Raw genomic sequence first — 16,184 nt, 5'->3', positions numbered from 1 at the left:
ACATGGCTTAGACGAAGTTAACCTTGTGCGTGAAACCAGCTGGCGCGGCATTGTCGATGGCATGAGCGGTGGCTATTTAGATGCCGCCCAAATGCCATCCGGGATGCCCTTGTGGTTAACCTTGGGAGGAAATGACATCCGACCCTTGCCAGTCGTCACTGCCCTAACCATGACTCGCAATGGCAATGGCATTACCCTAGATAAGCGATTTTACGACCAGGGGATACATACCCTCACTGATTTTAAAAAGATGCTGTTGGATTCCCCAGCTCAACAGCACAGAATGGGGATGGTTCATCCCTCCTCGATGCACAATCTGCTGCTGCGCTACTGGTTGGCGGCTGGTGGTATCGACCCAGACCGGGATATAGAACTCAAGACTATCCCTCCAGCCCAGATGGTCGTCGATCTGCAAGCGGGAAGCCTCGATGGTTACTGCGTAGGGGAACCCTGGAACATCCGGGCGGCGATGGAAGGAGTTGGTTTTACGGTAGCCACAGATTTAGAGCTTTGGCCTGGACATCCAGGAAAAGTACTGGGTGTGCGCGAAGACTGGGCGGACACTTATCCCAACACCCATATTGCCTTAGTCAAAGCGATGCTAGAGGCTTGTCGGTACTGTGCCGATCCAGCCAATGACGAAGAGGTACGTCAGATTACAGCTGGACGGGAGTATGTGAGTACCGATCTTAACTATATTCACATGGGAGACCCCAACGCCTCTACCTGTAGCCTGGATAAACCCATGCGCGAGTATGCGCATCACCTGTTCTACGGAGAAGGCGTCAATCGCCCTAGTCGCACCGAGCAACTTTGGCACATGACCCAGTTGGCGCGTTGGGACCACACTCCCTTCCCCAGAAACTGGGTGGAAATCCTGGAACGGGTGTGTCGAGTGCGTGTGTTCAGCATCGCCGCACGAGAACTGGGTCTAGTTGATATTAGTTACACCAAAGGCGGGATTCAACTATTTGACGGTATCCCCTTTAATGCCGAAGACCCGATTAGCTATCTCAACAGCCTGAAGATCAAACGCGATTTTAGCATCGCGGAAGTTGTCCTCGATTCACGTCCTAGTGTAGCCGCTTAGAGGGTTGCAGGTTTTGGGGTTGCAGGTTAGCAGTTTAACCCGTTTTTTCAACCTCTAAACCTTCAACCTCTAAACCTTCAACCTTCAACCTTCAACCCTCAACCTTCAACCCTTTATTACAACCAAACCGATGCTTAACCGCCCTCTCAGTTTTAGCGATACCTCAACTGTTAAAGCGCGACAGTCGGCAGCAACTGCCGCTAAGCGTCAGTCCTTCCTAACCATTGAGAATGTTTCCAAGGTCTATCCGACCAAGAAAGGCTCTTTCACCGTACTCGACGGCGTTAACCTGACGGTAGACGAAGGCGAATTTATTTGTGTGATTGGTCACTCGGGTTGTGGCAAATCAACGCTCCTCAACATGGTATCGGGTTTTGCCTTTCCCACTGAGGGAGAAGTGCGAGTGCAAGGGAAGCGCATTACCAAGCCAGGGCCAGACCGAATGGTAGTTTTCCAAAACTATGCTCTCTTGCCTTGGCGGACTGCTTTTGAAAATATCTACTTAGCTGTTCACGCTGTTCACCCTAACAAATCTCAGGCTGAAAAAAGAGCGATCGTGCGGGAACATCTAGCAATGGTGGGACTGTCAGAAGCAGCTGATAAAAAACCGCCGCAAATGTCTGGCGGGATGAGACAACGGGTCTCCATTGCACGAGCTTTAGCGGTTCGCCCCCAAGTGTTAATTCTGGATGAACCGTTCGGTGCGTTGGATGCCATCACCAAGGAAGAGTTACAGGAAGAACTGCTGAAAATTTGGAATGATCATCGTTGCACTGTTTTGATGATTACCCACGATATTGATGAAGCACTATTCCTAGCCGATCGCTTGGTGATGATGACTAATGGGCCTGCGGCTAAAATCGGTGAGATTCTGGAGATTCCTTTCCCACGTCCGCGCGATCGCGCCCGGATTATGGAAGACCCACAATATTACAAGCTGCGAAATCACGCTTTGGACTACCTCTTCCACCGCTTTGCTCACGATGAATAGTCTGTTATAGAGTCGGTATTACTACCTGCGACCCTAGCAAATCTAACCTCAACACCTTTAGCCAAATCCCACTGGTGTCAATCAAATATATTGTGGGGTAGGCATCCTGCCTGCCCCACATTTAGAGCTAAAATGACTAGCTGCCAATTTTCGGTCAGGGACTTAAATGGAGAACATTTAAGGAGACCGAAATTAGCGATAGGAAAATTATAAAACCCACAGCATCCAGCATCGTGGTTAGCAGGGGCCCGCTAATCAGTGCTGGATCGAGTTTTAGCCGCTTCATTGCCATTGGTAGCAATGTTCCCAATGTGACCGCTACAAAGACATTCATCGCCATGACTAGTCCTGCGACTAATGCCACCCAACGTTCTTGGGGAGGTGCCCAAATGAGTGATAGACCAATCATAGTGAGACCTAAAGATAGGGCTGTGCCAAAACCGGCGAGAATTTCCTTACGCAGAATCTTCAAGGTATCTTTGGGGGTTACCTCTCCGATTCCCAGCCCTCGGATAGTCACGGTTAACGCTTGAATTCCCACGGTACCCCCCGTATTGGAAAAAATAGGCATGATGACAGCTAACACAGGTACCAGGGAAATCACCTTTTGAAACGGAGCGATCGCACTCGCTGCTCCGATATACAATCCCATTACGCCCACTAACCAAGGTAGGCGCTTGCGAATGGTTGTCCAGGGAGGGGATAAGGCCGCTTCGTCACCACCACTTACCCCTGCCAGTTTCTGAATATCTTCTGTCGCTTCTTCCTCTAAGATGTCTACGACATCATCAATCGTGACAATCCCCACCAATCGATCTTCGCGGTCAACAACAGGTAGCGCCAGCAAGTCATAGCGCTTCATCAGCTGGGCGACCTCTTCCTGAGGCATTTCAGTGCGGGCTTTGATTAAGCGATCGCTGGCAATATCGCGGATGAGGGCGTCGGGAAGCGAAAACAACAGCTGCCGTAGGGACACGACTCGAACCAGTTTATGGTTGTCATCAGTGACATACGCATAGTAAATCGTTTCCTTGTCTTGGTCAGTCAGACGTATCTTATTGAGCGCTTCTCCAACCGTTAAGCCTCCCCGCAACTGTACGAATTCCGTCGTCATCACGCGTCCGGCGGTGCCTTCGGCATACCCTAAAATCAGCGCCGTCGCCTGTCGTTCGGTGGGACTGAGTCGTTGTAAAAGCCGTTTTACGACCCCAGCAGGCAACTCATCAAATAATTCTGCGCGATCGTCAGGTCTCATCGCTTCGACAATCTGAAATACCTGCGTATCGTGTAGAGAACCGATTAATTCTTCCTGAATATCTGGTGGCAAGTATTCAAAGACACTAATCGCTTGATCTTTCTTGAGGATGCGAAATGCGATCGCTCTCCGTTCTGGGGACAGATCAGAAATAAACTCCCCCACATCCACCGCAGGTAATCGACTTAATGCTGATTTCAGCTGGTTCAAGTCAGCAACATCAAAAAGTGTATTGCGAACGTCTTGAGTAAGCATAAAACCTCCTAATTCTCCCTTGTGCGGGAGAGAAGGCTCATCCAGCACTCAGGAAATTACTATTGTTAAAGAATGGGCTTCGATCCATAGAATCGATAAATTCAAAACTGATAATCGCAATAATTACCAGTCAGTAAATCGTCCATACAACATTCGTAGTTGAGAGATTTTGTCGTCATTCATCGGGTACATTTTTAGTTACTTTAAGCGAGTAATTGATATTTTTCTTGAGCCAAGCGATAAAGAAGTCGCCAGACTAAGCGATTGGTGAGCACCACCATTCAGATATGTATTATGGCGGTAGCCGCTAGGAGTAATGGAAAATTTCCAGTTTCGGTCGATTGAGAAATAGTTGCACCCAAACCTGACGTCTCGACTCCTCGACTTTTAAAGTCGATATATTCGCTGACACTACTGGCATTCCAATCGCCATCAACAACGGGAATAATGCCAGTAATCAAATAGGGAAAAATCCCCGGCAGAATCACGGTCTGCCCACGCTGCCAACGGGACAGTTTATAGACCCGTACCATTTCAAACAGAGCGGAGGGAATCGACTGTTCTCCTGCTATTACATTAAATAGTACATACCACATTGTTTCTAACATCATCAGGACGATAGACCCAATTTGCAAACCTCCGTTAATCTGAGTGAGACCGAGGAGCAAAACGAGAAACAGCGCCCTTGCTGGAACAGAAGCCCCAATCGCCACTAAAAATTGTAATATTTGAGCTAAGCGAGGATTTCGGTCAATTGTTACCCCGACGGACACCGTCCACGTTAAAAAGAGAACCAGAGGCGTAAGCACACGCAAAGCCATTAAAATGGCTCCAATAATAACTGGTTGCCAATTAGCAAAACTTTGAGAGACAATTGCAACGCCCGGATTTAAACCGACTAACGGACAATTCTGATACAGAATTTGTCTATTTTGAGCATTGGGCTGTTGGTAGGACTTATTAATGTTCTCGAGGGTAATGAGACACTCTGTTTGTGTTTGGACAGCCATAGCGATTGCTTCCAGGTGTGATTAGTCGATTTTGGTCACATAAAAATTCGCTTTTCCTCCTTAATTTGACATACTTAGGTGTCAGAGAATGAAACCTTTGTTGTTTGGATTACTTCCAGTGTTTACTCCTCAACATCTTGATTTGTCTAATTCTTGTGGAGCAAATCAAGAAACGAATTGCCGTAATAGTTCACAATATGGATTATGTCGGCTAAAAAGATGCACAGATGAGGAGGGAAAGCCTGAAACAATGCACCTCTATTAAGGGCGTGGTGGATCATTAGCTTCTGCCAAACCGCTCATTTGCTTTCCTTTCCCCGACGCTTTGGTTGTGCTTTCCCTGCGGCGTGCGGGCGCTACGCGTTCTTAGGAACTCTACTCAGTTCTTTTCAATGTGTAAGCACGCATCGCCTAACTTTTAGAGATAGTTCCAACCTGCTATTTTCCCCGTCCAAAGCTGCTAAGCCTAGAATTTTCACCCCAGTTACTGAATACCCAGGATGTCAGCCGTTGTAGCACCTCCATCACTCGGAGTCACGGAGGGTTGGGGGGATATCGGCGTAAGTCCTGTTCCCCCTTGAACTGAAAATAATCAGCATGATGTGACAGTGCAAGACAACTGTCTTGAGTAAGCATACAATCTCCTTCAGCTCCCTCGCGCTGGGAGCCGAGGCTCATCAGGCGCTCAGGAGCTTGCTACTACCAATTGATGGACTTCGGTCCATAAAAACCACAGAAATCTTCACTGATATCGCGTCAAGACATCAGTAAGTCAATATTAGCCTCTAACAGTTACATTTCCCAACGGGAATTGGCAAATGGGAACTGATCGCAGGGCATTGATTCAGTCGTCAGTTATATCCTTCCACTGACGACTAGCCCTGAACTATTTCCAAGCCTTCCCTAATCAACTTCTTCTCATGACAGATGTTTTAGCGATGAACCGGCTCAAAAAATATTTAACTCCCCTCATCACTGGGTTAATCGTTCTCAGTCTCAATAGTTGTGCCTCTTCTCCCAACAATCAGCCAAGTAACAACGCCAACTCACCTACCACTGAAACGGGCAGTACGGCTTCCACAGGGTTGTCTGCCAGAGCAGCTTCAACACCTGCCCAACCACAGCAGGAAATACCTGTCGCCAGTCAACCCTTAAACGCTACTGGAGCTAGTCCCCAAGGCAAGGGTAAAGTTACACTTAACATCTATCAAGCCGATAATCAGTGTCAAACTCTAGTTGCGGAAAAAGTGGCTGTCCCCGCCACGAGTGTCGTAGATGCCGCTGTTGGACAAGTCTTAAGGCAAGCTGACTCCGGCGACTTTGATCTGGCTGGCTATCGCGTCCAGGTTAACCCAAAAAGTCGTGTCGCCACCGTCGATTTCCGCTTGTCGCCCAATTCGCGACGGCAGTTTGTTTCCCTCTCTAGCTGCGAACAATTTGCCCTTTTCGGTAGCCTACGTAAAACCCTAACTAATAACTCTCGATTGAAGATTAAGAATGTTCGCTTCACAGAGCGAGGGCAAGAAATTGTCATCTAGAAAGTGCAAAGGTAATCTACAGCTTAGAAACGGCTGGGCAGTCTTTCAAGTACCACCGCCACGGCAAATCCGCTCCTTGTGACAACCCAATCCGCGTAGTCTGGATTAGGTTGGGGAAAAATTGCGGCGGACGGTGTTCCAACCACAGGGGTTGACCCACTTGTAAGAGTTGAGCATTCAGCGTCAAGTCAATTTGCAGAGCCTTGCAGAGTTTACCAGGGCCAGCTGCAAGTCGATGCAGTTTTGTACGTTGTGTTCTCGCGTTATGTCCCACCCTACTGCTCAAGTTCTGCTGGGCAGTACGGGGGATAGGCTCATCGCACGGCTCAATCCAGCTAGGGATAGACTCTAACTGCAAAGCACGAATCAATACAGCACTGGGAACTTCATCCTGATCTGTAACGATATTTAGGCAATAATAGACCCCGTAAATTAAATAAACATAAGTACGACCTGCAGGCCCAAACATCGCACCGTTGCGTTGTGTTCGACGCCGATACCCATGACAGGCTGGGTCGTTAAGGCCATAGGCTTCAGTTTCCACAATCATACCCCGCAGCATTGTTCCATCACTGAACTGACGCACCAACGTGCAACCGACTAGATCGGGTGCCACCTCAGTAGATAGACGGGCGAGCCAGTTCGGTTCTACAATTTGAGCTGATGATAAATCAAGATTCATCATTAAAAAGCCCTTAAGTCCTTAGTATGGGATTGAGAGAGAGGAGGTAATTAAACAAATGGATTTCAAACTGGTTTTAGTGATACTGACCATCGTTTTTACAGTGTCGTCCCTGATTTTCGGTACAAAAAACGGATTTTACGATTCAGATAACTATCACGGTAACGGTTCTGCCCACTAAGATGATGCTCTAGCTAATTACGCTGGAATTTCTACGCCGTCCTACCCTCACGGCGTTGAGATAGAAAGTTGGTAATAATAGGCAACTCGCAAGCTCTATAGCGAGTTAATTTTTCTTGGCTAGCGAATGTGAACAGTCAAAGTATGTATCCTATGATTACAAAAAAATGTGATACGATGGATACAGAACAACTATTCGCTGACCTGCATAGCAGGTGAAATTATAAAGCGAGGTTGAACTCTCCTCGCAAGCCCCTAGAGAGACGCTAGAAGTGGGAGCGAACAAGAGTTAACGTTCAGGCAGGGGAATAGGAGAAAAAGTCTTCCTAGGACAGAAAGCTATAGGTACTGCCGATCGCGATCGCGTAGCGGTAGTGAGGGAAGCTAACGTCGCGTGATGCTATTAGATTTTGGCTAAATAAGAATTTAGCGTAGCGGAACGCACTAGCGTTCGGTGAAAAAACTCATGTTCGCAAAGGCAAAAGGCATCGTTGGGAAGAGGATTACCTCATCTTGTCAGCCAACAGCTCTCTGGAGGGTTAATCAACAGAAAAGTCATCTGTAGTCAGTTGTCCCAACTCAATTAACGCCGAGAGCGGGGACAATAAGCCCAAGGCGAATAGTAAATAGCTGATTATTGAGTGCGACTCTCTGACCGTTCATGAGCCATCAACGCCCAATGGCATCCTTGTGTGAGGATGATCAATTAGCTTGTTTCCCCTATGCTGTAGGTCATGGTGCCGAGGGCGTTTGTTTATTGGTGCAAATGGGGCCACACCGCATCCTCCTAGACTGTGGATTGGAGAATATTTCGCCCCTACAAGCTAGCTCGAATCCACCAGCAGATTTTGTACTGTGCAGCCACGCCCATTCCGATCATGCTCAGGGGTTACTAGCTCTCCACCACGCTTTTCCACAATTACCTATCTACGCCAGCGAAGTAACAACTCAACTTTTGCCACTCAACTGGTCGGAGTTGCCGCCACAAAAAATACCAAAATTCTGTCAGGCATTACCTTCGCGATCGCCGGTTGAATTCTGCGACGGATTGAGCGCAGAATTATTTCCGGCTGGGCACCTGCCGGGGGCTACGGCTTTTTTGCTCACTTACACGACACCGAAGAAAACATACCGACTGTTTTATACGGGTGATTTTTTCCTATCTAACTCGCGGTTAGTGGAGGGATTGTCGATTGAGTCTTTGCGGGGGATGCAGCCTGATGTGCTGATTGTAGAAGGCACTTACGGCTCGGCGCGACATCCACACCGACGGCAACAGGAAAATCAACTCGTAGAACGAATTGATCGGGCGATCGCACAAAACTACTCCGTCTTGCTACCTGTATCCAGTTTGGGGCTGGGTCAAGAAATCCTGATGCTGCTGCGGAGTCATCACCACTTCACAGGCCGTAACCTGGATATTTGGGTCGAAGGCTCTGTCGCGGCAGGTTGTGATGCTTACTTAGAACTTTTGCCTCATTTCCCTACATCAGTACAAAACTTTGCCCGCCATCAACCCCTATTTTGGGATGAGCGAGTACGCCCTCGTGTGCGTCGATTGGATGAACGGCAGCTCGCTTCTATCGGTCAATCTCCTTGTATTGTCATCACCGATGACGCGGCTGATGTGAGCGGCTACTGGCATCCAGAAGCCAGTCCTCCGGTCATGCTGCGACCCGAACATCCCAGATATCCGACTAGAGACAACGTTGAACTCGCTGACATCGAAACTTATCTACTCGCTCAACACGGCGATCGCCTGGGAACCACCCAGTTAATTCATAATCTCCGTCCCCAGCACGTCATTTTTATTCACGGTTCCCCGACCTACCTCGCTGACTTGACCGGGTTAGAGGAGTTGCAAAATCGATACCACCTCCATTCCCCATCCTCAGGAACTCTGGTAGACTTGCCAATTGGAGAAACGTTTATCCAACCGGCAGCCCCCGCAGAAGCGAACTATGAAGGCGAACTGACCGAGTTGGGAACGGTGGTCACCATTACCCTTCCAGAAGCGATCGCGGCTGACCCTCGCTGGCAAGATTTCGCTGATACAGGTTTGGTAGAAGCCAGATGGCAGGGGGAAGAAATTGTATTGCGGGGATTGTCCCAACGAGAACTTCTCACTCAAGCCAGTAATACTAGGGTACCGGTGAACATCGACTGCTGTGGGAACTGCCGCCACCAACGAGGCCAGCGCTGCTGGAATCCCGCCTCTCCCCTGTATGGCTTTAAGGTGACACCAGAAGGATACTGTCCTGTTTTTGAAGCAGCTGAATCCCCCTCACCGACATCATAATCCTCTTCGCGTCTTTGAAATAAACCCAACATTTAGCCCAGTACCCAACATTTAGCCCAGTGTAGAATGTTCCACACTGGGCTAAGTTCAGGATTACGCTACTTTTGATCGAATTTAGACTCGCTTAAAGCCTTGCTATTGGGTCAGAAATTCTACTGCGGATTCATGCAATCCTGTCTGTAGCTTTTTAGAGAATTCAAAGGTTGTTAATTTGAACTCTTGGGCAACCAACAAGCGACTCATTTTTGAAACTAGTCTTGATTTGAGTCTTGGGAACGCGGGTGGATTTGTTCTGCTTCTGGGCAATCGTCAGACACCAAGGGTTCAAAGTTCCCTCTCGGTACAGAAGCCAGTTTCTGAGTTACAGAACCAATACTTTCTAGGCGAACCATTTCTTCCCAGGAACTGAGTTCATCTTCTTCCTCAGTTTCATAACGAATAGTAACTAAATCGCCTTCTATATCAACAATTCGAGCGCGTTCAATCCAACGTTGCTGGTCCCGCAAGAAAACACAGATTTCACGACCATCGCAACAAAGTTGATAAATCTTGCGGTGTAGCATATTTGGCTTCTCCTGAGCAAATAACTCTTCCAATATGTATGTGAAGAAGCAAGCAGTTCCTTTTGTAGGGGATACAGCTTCCTTTTGAGCTTGACGGGGGGCTAACCTGGTAGGTTTCTCATCCTCAAAGGTAAGATTCCTCCATGATCGTTCCCCTTCAGCGCTTAAACGTTTGGCTTGCATTCAACAGCAATCTTGAGAGTGACTTTAGTACCTTCAACGATAGAAAGCAACTAGGGGTATCCTTATTCAAGTGCATGAGCAGTCTGTAAAACTCTGAGCAAGGCAATGATGGAGAGCAATTTGCCCTGAGAGTAGATAGGGATTTTTAACCAATTGGCATCGGCAGGGAGCCGAAATTTTTCTAAGGCACAAATGAGTTCCGCCATTGCGACAAGCGCACTTTTCCCAGGTAAAAATCCTGGTCTACTAGGGGTACATGGATGTCTGAGGTACAGACATAGCTATTGTGACATACTCCTCATGCTATCTGCTGAAGGTGAGGGTAAGTACTTTTATTTTTTTCTCAACCTCATCGCCCAAAGGGACACCGCTAAGATGATCGTGACCTGGATTTCTTGGCTGGAGGGTTAACATAGCCACAGAGAACGCTCTAAATATCCGCGATAGCTACCCTAAAAGGAGTTTCAGCTTTCTCCTCCCTACTGCCTCCACCACCTTACAGCTGAGAAATCCGCTTCAGTAGAGTTCATCGTTGTCCAATGTTGAACTGTCCTCCTAAGGGTGTCTAGTGAAGCATACCCGTCCCCTGTATCAGCTTCTTGTGCCTCATCACACCACCGAAGAGTCTCCCCAATCTTTACAAGGCTGTACGTTGCCTCAGGCTGCTCCTAGATGACCAGGAGGGTGTTTACCCTCAGAACATCTCCAGTTCTTTGCCCCCTTGGAAACTTGCAGGATGAACGCTCTGCTTGTCTCCCTAAGTTAAGATTGAGCCGATGCACATTAAAGAGCTGAAGTGTTCGTCATAAACGGTTACTCAAGCAAAAGCAAGGGTAAAGCCTTCTAGTATTAACGACTCAGCGGCATCAATGTCATCGCACAACTATCACTCGCTTCTCTCTGAATTCGACCGGAATTCACGGCCTCATAGAGAGCTGTTAGCGCTTCTAAATCTGATGCCTCGTAACCCTTCATTTCCAGTACCTGACGGATTAGACCTTCCGAAGCCACACTGAGGCAACCCGTTTGAAAAGCCGATTGGACAAGCGTGCGAATCATGAAACCAGGACATCGCTAATAGGGGATTGTTAACAATATCCTGCTTTTTGGGCCTCTGACCATTGATTTGTGTCAATCGCTCTATGTGATTTTCCACACGTTTTTATTGTGATCTATGTCACAATATAGGAAAAAATTTAAAATTAAGACTTAACTTGGGGCAACAGTGGCACCTGTAGGTGCGTAGAACTCTAAGTGCCAACCATCAGTGCATCCCAATAGCCTAAAAAATACCTTGTAAAAAAGTGGTGAAGCTGACAGTGGTTTTCTGACAAGAGTTTGTTAAAGTTCTGATGTAGCTAGCCGATGAACAGCCGCTTTTTTGGGAGAAAGACGCCTGTGTGTGCGATCGCAATACAACAAAAACAATACGAAACCTACATTCTCACTAATGAACAGGCTCAGTCTCGACTGGAAGTCGTACCAGAACGCGGTGCCATCATTACCCACTGGAGCCTCCAAGAACACGAGATCCTCTACCTAGACAGCGATCGCTTTGCTGACCCTAACTTAAGCGTGCGGGGCGGCATCCCGCTTCTGTTCCCCATTTGCGGTAATTTACCCAACAATACATACACCCACAAAGGTCAACAGTACCAGCTCAAACAGCATGGCTTTGCCCGTGATTTGCCTTGGAAAGTCACAGAATCCTCGGAGGCTACCAAAAATCCAGTCAGCCTGACTCTAGTCCTCGATAGTAACGACCAGACTCGATCGGTTTACCCCTTTGACTTCCAACTCGCCTTTACCTACCAGCTCAAAGACAATACCTTAGAGATTCAGCAGCGCTACACCAATCATTCAAACGATCCAATGCCTTTCTCTAGTGGTCTGCATCCCTACTTCTTAACGTCAGATAAGACCCAACTAGAGTTTGAGATTCCGGCCTCTGAGTATCAAGATCAAATTACTAAAGAAATTCATCAATTTTCGGGTAGTTTCGATTTAAGCCGTGATGAACTCGATCTGGTCTTCCGGCAGATCACTGAGCGCTCTGCAAGTGTGACAGATAAGGGACGCACCTTCAAAATCGCACTGGGTTACAGTGACCTCTACTCTACCCTGGTCTTTTGGACGGTTAAGGGCAAAAACTTTTATTGCCTAGAGCCTTGGAGCGCTCCCCGCAACGCTCTCAACACAGGGGAACATCTCTCCGAATTACCGCCTGGAGGCAGCTATGAGGCGTCTTTCAGCATCACGGTAAATTTCTTGTGATTTTTAATTGACCTTTTTTCTATAGTCGTGCTAAAGTTAGAAATCGTGTGCTTAACACACACATTTCGGGTCGCTAGCTCAGCGGTAGAGCATTCGGCTTTTAACCGATTGGTCTCGGGTTCGAATCCCGGGCGACCCATAGGCAGGTATAGCTAGCAATTATTAATTATATTAGTAAGGCTTATTTTAGAATGCCTAGAGATAATTGCTTATAAACTGATAAACTATCTTAAGATTGTCGTAAGAATTAAAGCTGACAACGAACCAAAAGTTAGGAGGACTATTATGGCGCTCGTACCAATGCGACTGCTGCTCGATCATGCGGCTGAAAATGGTTACGGCATTCCGGCGTTCAACGTCAACAACATGGAGCAGATCCAAGCCATCATGCAGGCTGCCCATGCAACCGATAGCCCTGTGATTCTCCAGGCTTCTCGTGGTGCTCGCAAGTACGCTGGCGAAAACTTCCTCCGTCACCTGATTCTGGCTGCGGTGGAAACCTATCCCCACATTCCCATCGTGATGCACCAAGATCATGGTAACGAGCCTGCCACTTGCTACTCCGCCATCAAAAACGGTTTTACCAGTGTGATGATGGATGGTTCTCTAGAAGCTGATGCAAAGACCCCAGCCAGCTACGAGTACAACGTTAACGTAACTCGTGAAGTGGTAAAAGTGGCTCATGCGATCGGTGCTAGCGTTGAAGGTGAACTCGGCTGCTTGGGTTCTTTGGAAACTGGCATGGGCGAAGCTGAAGATGGTCACGGGTTTGAGGGCAAGCTTGACCACTCTCAACTGCTAACCGACCCCGACCAAGCGGTTGACTTCGTGGAGCAAACTCAAGTTGACGCCCTAGCTGTTGCGATTGGTACCAGCCACGGTGCTTACAAGTTCACACGTAAGCCGACGGGTGAAATTTTAGCCATCAGCCGGATTGAAGAAATCCACCGCCGTCTGCCTAACACCCACTTGGTAATGCATGGTTCTTCTTCAGTGCCTGAAGACCTACTAGCAATGATTAACGAGTTCGGTGGTGCCATTCCTGAAACTTATGGTGTGCCGGTCGAAGAAATTCAAAAAGGCATCAAGAGCGGTGTTCGGAAAGTGAACATTGACACTGATAACCGTCTAGCTATTACCGCTGCTGTACGCGAAGCGTTGGCTGGAAATCCTAAGGAGTTTGACCCCCGTCACTTCCTGAAGCCTTCCATCACCTACATGCAAAAAGTTTGTGCTGAGCGCTATCAGCAGTTTGGTACTGCTGGCAATGCGAGCAAGATCAAACAAGTAAGCCTTGAAGAGTATGCGGCTAAGTATGCTAAAGGTGAACTGACGGCGACTATCAAGAAAGCTGCGATCGCTTAATTGATTTGAGCAGGCAAACTGATTCAGTCGGCCTTAAACACTAAACTGGGTTGCTCTTAAAGCCACCCAGTTTTTTATTGACGTCTTGTGTATCTCAAGAACCATAACTTTCGATAGACGATTCACTCTATTTCGGGTGATAAGGTTTCATTAGGCAAGTCCAAAGTAATGAGGGCAGTGCTAACGATAGGACAACAAGCTCCTAGTTTATGCGCTCTAGGAGCTTTTCATAGATTTATACGCTGTCGCGTATACCAGTTGCACTCATTGCTAATGGGTAATCGAGAATTGATCAGTGAGTGAAATTCTTTCCCTATCAGGTAATCCATCTCCCATTACCTATTACCCGCCTTGAAGATATGCTTGTTCCAGGCACGACAGCTGATCACAACTACTCCAGCCCAGCAGTGTAAATAACTTAATAAGCTAATTGATCAAGTTAGGAGGGAAGGCAAGGTATACCCCGCCTTCCAAAACAGGAGAACCAGAAATTCCTGCGCCTGTTTTATTCTTTACTTTTCGGTTTATAGGTCGAAGTAACCTGCAATTCTTTGAGCTGCTTTGCATCCACCGCAGCCGGAGCATCAGTAAGCAGACAACTCGCTTGCTGTGTTTTCGGGAATGCAATCACATCCCGAATCGATTCTTCACCAGCCATCAGCATCACTAACCGGTCTAACCCGTAGGCGATCCCGCCATGAGGGGGTGCGCCATATTCAAACGCCTCCAGCAAAAACCCAAACTTATTGTGAGCTTCCTCTGCTGACAAACCGATCGCTTCAAACACCTGCTGTTGAATGTCCTGCTGGTAAATCCGCAGACTCCCGCCGCCCACTTCAAAACCGTTGTAAACCAAGTCATAGGCTTGTGCTCTGGCGGTTTTTAAGTCAGCCAAATCATCGGGGTGAGGAGCGGTAAACGGGTGATGCAACGCCTCTAAGCGTTTCTCATCCGCATTCCACTCAAACATGGGGAAGTCTGTTACCCAAAGCAAATTAATCTTATCCGGGTCAATTAATCCCAGTTCCCGAGCAAGCGCACCGCGCAGTCGGTCTAGAGTTTTGTTAACCATATCAGCTGCACCCGCTCCAAATAGCAAAAGATGACCGGGTTTAGCTCCTGTACGTACCAGCAATTCCTGCTTTTGTGCATCGGTTAGGTTGTCTTTAATGGCTCCAATTGTGTCGATGTCACCATCATCGCGCACTCGGATATAGGCAAGACCCTTGGCACCAGCTTCACAGGCTTCTTTAAATAAGTCACCACCGGTTTTAATCCGCACGTTGGAAATTGCCTCATTGCCGCCAGGAATGGGCAACACTTTGACAATGCCCCCACTGGCAACAGCACTGGAAAAGACTTTAAAACCAGAGTCTTTGAGCAAATCAGAAACGTTAACGAGTTCTAACCCGAAGCGTGTGTCTGGTTTATCACTACCGTAGCGCTCCATTGCTTCAGCATAAGTGAGGCGTGGGAAAGGCCGTGGCAACTCGATACCTTTAACAGTTTTGAAGATGTAAGAAACTAACTCTTCATTGAGCTGGAGAAGCTCTTCCTGGGACATGAAGCTCATTTCCATGTCCAATTGAGTAAATTCTGGCTGTCGGTCAGCTCTGAGGTCTTCATCTCGGAAGCAACGGGCAATCTGATAATATCGGTCAAAACCGGATACCATCAACAACTGCTTGAAGAGTTGGGGGGATTGGGGTAGGGCGTACCACTCCCCTGGATTGACACGAGAGGGTACCAGATAATCTCTGGCACCTTCAGGGGTGGAACGGGTGAGGACTGGAGTTTCAACCTCGATGAAACCTTGCTCATCTTCTAGGTAGCGGCGCATCGCTTTGACGACTTGGTGACGCAGTTGCAGATTACGGCTCATGCGATCGCGTCTTAAGTCCAAATAGCGATACTTCAACCGTAACTCTTCTCGGATTTCTGAAGTATCCGCCGTTGAAACCTGGAAGGGTAGCTGCTTGCTGAGACTATTGAGCAGTTCGATCTGATCCGCATAAACTTCTACCTCGCCAGTCGGCAGTTTGGGGTTCAGAGAGTCTTCTGGACGCGTCGTGACTCGACCCGTAACCTTAACAACGTATTCATTCCGCAAGGCCTCTGCATCTTTGTAGGAATCTGGGGTGCGCTGGGGGTCACTCACAACTTGGACAAGCCCGGAGCGATCGCGCAAATCTAAAAAAATCACACCCCCGTGATCGCGGCGACGGTCTACCCATCCACATAGGGTAACTGTCTCTCCAATATTTTCCTTTCTAATTTCGCCGCAATAATAAGTTCGCATAGTAGCTGATTCAGTAACTTTGGCTTGAGGATGGGAAATTTTAGGCATCAAGCCTGAAGTCTATAATAAGCGCCATCCGGGTCACTCAACAGTACAGGATTATGCCAAATCTTCAAGCCAATAGCCGCCTCCCTCAAATTGAGTAGGCGGCGCTTAAGATAAATCCAGCCAAAAGTTAAAGCTCAACCAAACAAAATGCT

The 16,184-nt window shown here is 47.8% G+C and carries 13 protein-coding genes and 1 tRNA gene; 7 read left to right on the top strand and 7 right to left on the bottom strand.

What is annotated here, in order from left to right:
* Together V6C93_RS07975 and V6C93_RS07970 are read left to right on the top strand one after the other, a co-directional pair.
* Positions 1-1,090: CmpA/NrtA family ABC transporter substrate-binding protein (locus V6C93_RS07975; RefSeq protein ID WP_333476122.1), on the top strand; the 1,090-nt coding region annotated here is incomplete at its 5' end.
* A gap of 130 nt (positions 1,091-1,220) precedes the next feature.
* The gene (locus tag V6C93_RS07970) at positions 1,221-2,081 is read left to right on the top strand and encodes a nitrate ABC transporter ATP-binding protein (RefSeq protein ID WP_333476121.1); all 861 of its coding nucleotides are present in this window, start codon (positions 1,221-1,223) and stop codon (positions 2,079-2,081) included.
* A gap of 154 nt (positions 2,082-2,235) precedes the next feature.
* On the opposite strand, the gene mgtE is transcribed toward V6C93_RS07970, so the two are convergent.
* Positions 2,236-3,591, bottom strand: a complete 1,356-nt coding sequence (gene mgtE / locus V6C93_RS07965; RefSeq protein WP_333476120.1) for a magnesium transporter — start codon at positions 3,589-3,591, stop codon at positions 2,236-2,238.
* A gap of 281 nt (positions 3,592-3,872) precedes the next feature.
* Positions 3,873-4,601 (bottom strand): ABC transporter permease subunit, encoded by a 729-nt coding sequence (locus tag V6C93_RS07960; protein ID WP_333476119.1) that lies wholly within the window; start codon positions 4,599-4,601, stop codon positions 3,873-3,875.
* Positions 4,602-5,521: 920 nt separating this feature from the next.
* On the opposite strand from V6C93_RS07960, the gene V6C93_RS07955 reads away from it, so the two are divergent.
* Complete coding sequence (locus V6C93_RS07955) at positions 5,522-6,139, top strand: sporulation/spore germination protein (RefSeq protein WP_333476118.1); 618 nt, start codon at positions 5,522-5,524, stop codon at positions 6,137-6,139.
* 16 nt (positions 6,140-6,155) lie between these two features.
* On the opposite strand, the gene V6C93_RS07950 is transcribed toward V6C93_RS07955, so the two are convergent.
* Positions 6,156-6,824 (bottom strand): DNA-3-methyladenine glycosylase, encoded by a 669-nt coding sequence (locus tag V6C93_RS07950; protein WP_333476117.1) that lies wholly within the window; start codon positions 6,822-6,824, stop codon positions 6,156-6,158.
* 838 nt (positions 6,825-7,662) lie between these two features.
* On the opposite strand from V6C93_RS07950, the gene V6C93_RS07945 reads away from it, so the two are divergent.
* Entirely contained in the window at positions 7,663-9,300 is a 1,638-nt protein-coding gene (locus V6C93_RS07945; protein ID WP_333476116.1) for an MBL fold metallo-hydrolase, read from the top strand.
* A 251-nt stretch (positions 9,301-9,551) separates the two neighbouring features.
* Here the strand turns inward: V6C93_RS07945 and V6C93_RS07940 are convergent, their stop codons facing one another.
* From V6C93_RS07940 to V6C93_RS07930, 3 genes are all read right to left on the bottom strand, one after another.
* Positions 9,552-9,863, bottom strand: coding sequence for a DUF6679 family protein (locus V6C93_RS07940; protein ID WP_333476115.1), 312 nt, complete (start codon positions 9,861-9,863; stop codon positions 9,552-9,554).
* Between the two features lie 245 nt (positions 9,864-10,108).
* Positions 10,109-10,252, bottom strand: a complete 144-nt coding sequence (locus V6C93_RS07935; RefSeq protein WP_333476114.1) for a hypothetical protein — start codon at positions 10,250-10,252, stop codon at positions 10,109-10,111.
* Positions 10,253-10,895: 643 nt separating this feature from the next.
* Positions 10,896-11,105: a hypothetical protein gene (locus tag V6C93_RS07930; RefSeq protein ID WP_333476113.1), complete on the bottom strand. Its 210-nt coding sequence runs from the start codon at positions 11,103-11,105 to the stop codon at positions 10,896-10,898.
* A gap of 339 nt (positions 11,106-11,444) precedes the next feature.
* On the opposite strand from V6C93_RS07930, the gene V6C93_RS07925 reads away from it, so the two are divergent.
* The 3 genes from V6C93_RS07925 (at position 11,445) to fba (ending at position 13,685) form a co-directional block, all read left to right on the top strand.
* Positions 11,445-12,320: an aldose epimerase gene (locus tag V6C93_RS07925; protein WP_349262648.1), complete on the top strand. Its 876-nt coding sequence runs from the start codon at positions 11,445-11,447 to the stop codon at positions 12,318-12,320.
* A 67-nt stretch (positions 12,321-12,387) separates the two neighbouring features.
* Positions 12,388-12,459 (top strand) — tRNA-Lys (locus tag V6C93_RS07920).
* A 146-nt stretch (positions 12,460-12,605) separates the two neighbouring features.
* A complete protein-coding gene (fba, locus tag V6C93_RS07915; RefSeq protein ID WP_333476111.1) occupies positions 12,606-13,685 on the top strand; it encodes a class II fructose-bisphosphate aldolase in 1,080 nt (359 codons plus the stop codon).
* Between the two features lie 505 nt (positions 13,686-14,190).
* On the opposite strand, the gene aspS is transcribed toward fba, so the two are convergent.
* Complete coding sequence (gene aspS, locus V6C93_RS07910) at positions 14,191-15,984, bottom strand: aspartate--tRNA ligase (protein WP_333476123.1); 1,794 nt, start codon at positions 15,982-15,984, stop codon at positions 14,191-14,193.
* Positions 15,985-16,184: the final 200 nt, after the last annotated feature.

It is taken from the genome of Allocoleopsis sp. (assembly GCF_036703385.1).
In the GTDB taxonomy this organism is placed as follows: domain Bacteria; phylum Cyanobacteriota; class Cyanobacteriia; order Cyanobacteriales; family Coleofasciculaceae; genus Allocoleopsis.
Note: the sequence above shows the minus strand (reverse complement) of the source record. Positions and strands in the feature narration are given on the sequence as shown.

Coding starts and splice junctions, on each gene's coding strand:
- mgtE (WP_333476120.1), bottom strand. CDS start 3,591: ATGCTTACTCAAGACGTTCGCAATACACTTTTTGATGTTGCTGACTTG.
- V6C93_RS07970 (WP_333476121.1), top strand. CDS start 1,221: ATGCTTAACCGCCCTCTCAGTTTTAGCGATACCTCAACTGTTAAAGCG.
- aspS (WP_333476123.1), bottom strand. CDS start 15,984: ATGCGAACTTATTATTGCGGCGAAATTAGAAAGGAAAATATTGGAGAG.
- V6C93_RS07940 (WP_333476115.1), bottom strand. CDS start 9,863: ATGCTACACCGCAAGATTTATCAACTTTGTTGCGATGGTCGTGAAATC.
- V6C93_RS07930 (WP_333476113.1), bottom strand. CDS start 11,105: ATGATTCGCACGCTTGTCCAATCGGCTTTTCAAACGGGTTGCCTCAGT.
- V6C93_RS07955 (WP_333476118.1), top strand. CDS start 5,522: ATGACAGATGTTTTAGCGATGAACCGGCTCAAAAAATATTTAACTCCC.
- V6C93_RS07935 (WP_333476114.1), bottom strand. CDS start 10,252: ATGGCGGAACTCATTTGTGCCTTAGAAAAATTTCGGCTCCCTGCCGAT.
- V6C93_RS07960 (WP_333476119.1), bottom strand. CDS start 4,601: ATGGCTGTCCAAACACAAACAGAGTGTCTCATTACCCTCGAGAACATT.
- V6C93_RS07950 (WP_333476117.1), bottom strand. CDS start 6,824: ATGATGAATCTTGATTTATCATCAGCTCAAATTGTAGAACCGAACTGG.
- fba (WP_333476111.1), top strand. CDS start 12,606: ATGGCGCTCGTACCAATGCGACTGCTGCTCGATCATGCGGCTGAAAAT.
- V6C93_RS07945 (WP_333476116.1), top strand. CDS start 7,663: ATGAGCCATCAACGCCCAATGGCATCCTTGTGTGAGGATGATCAATTA.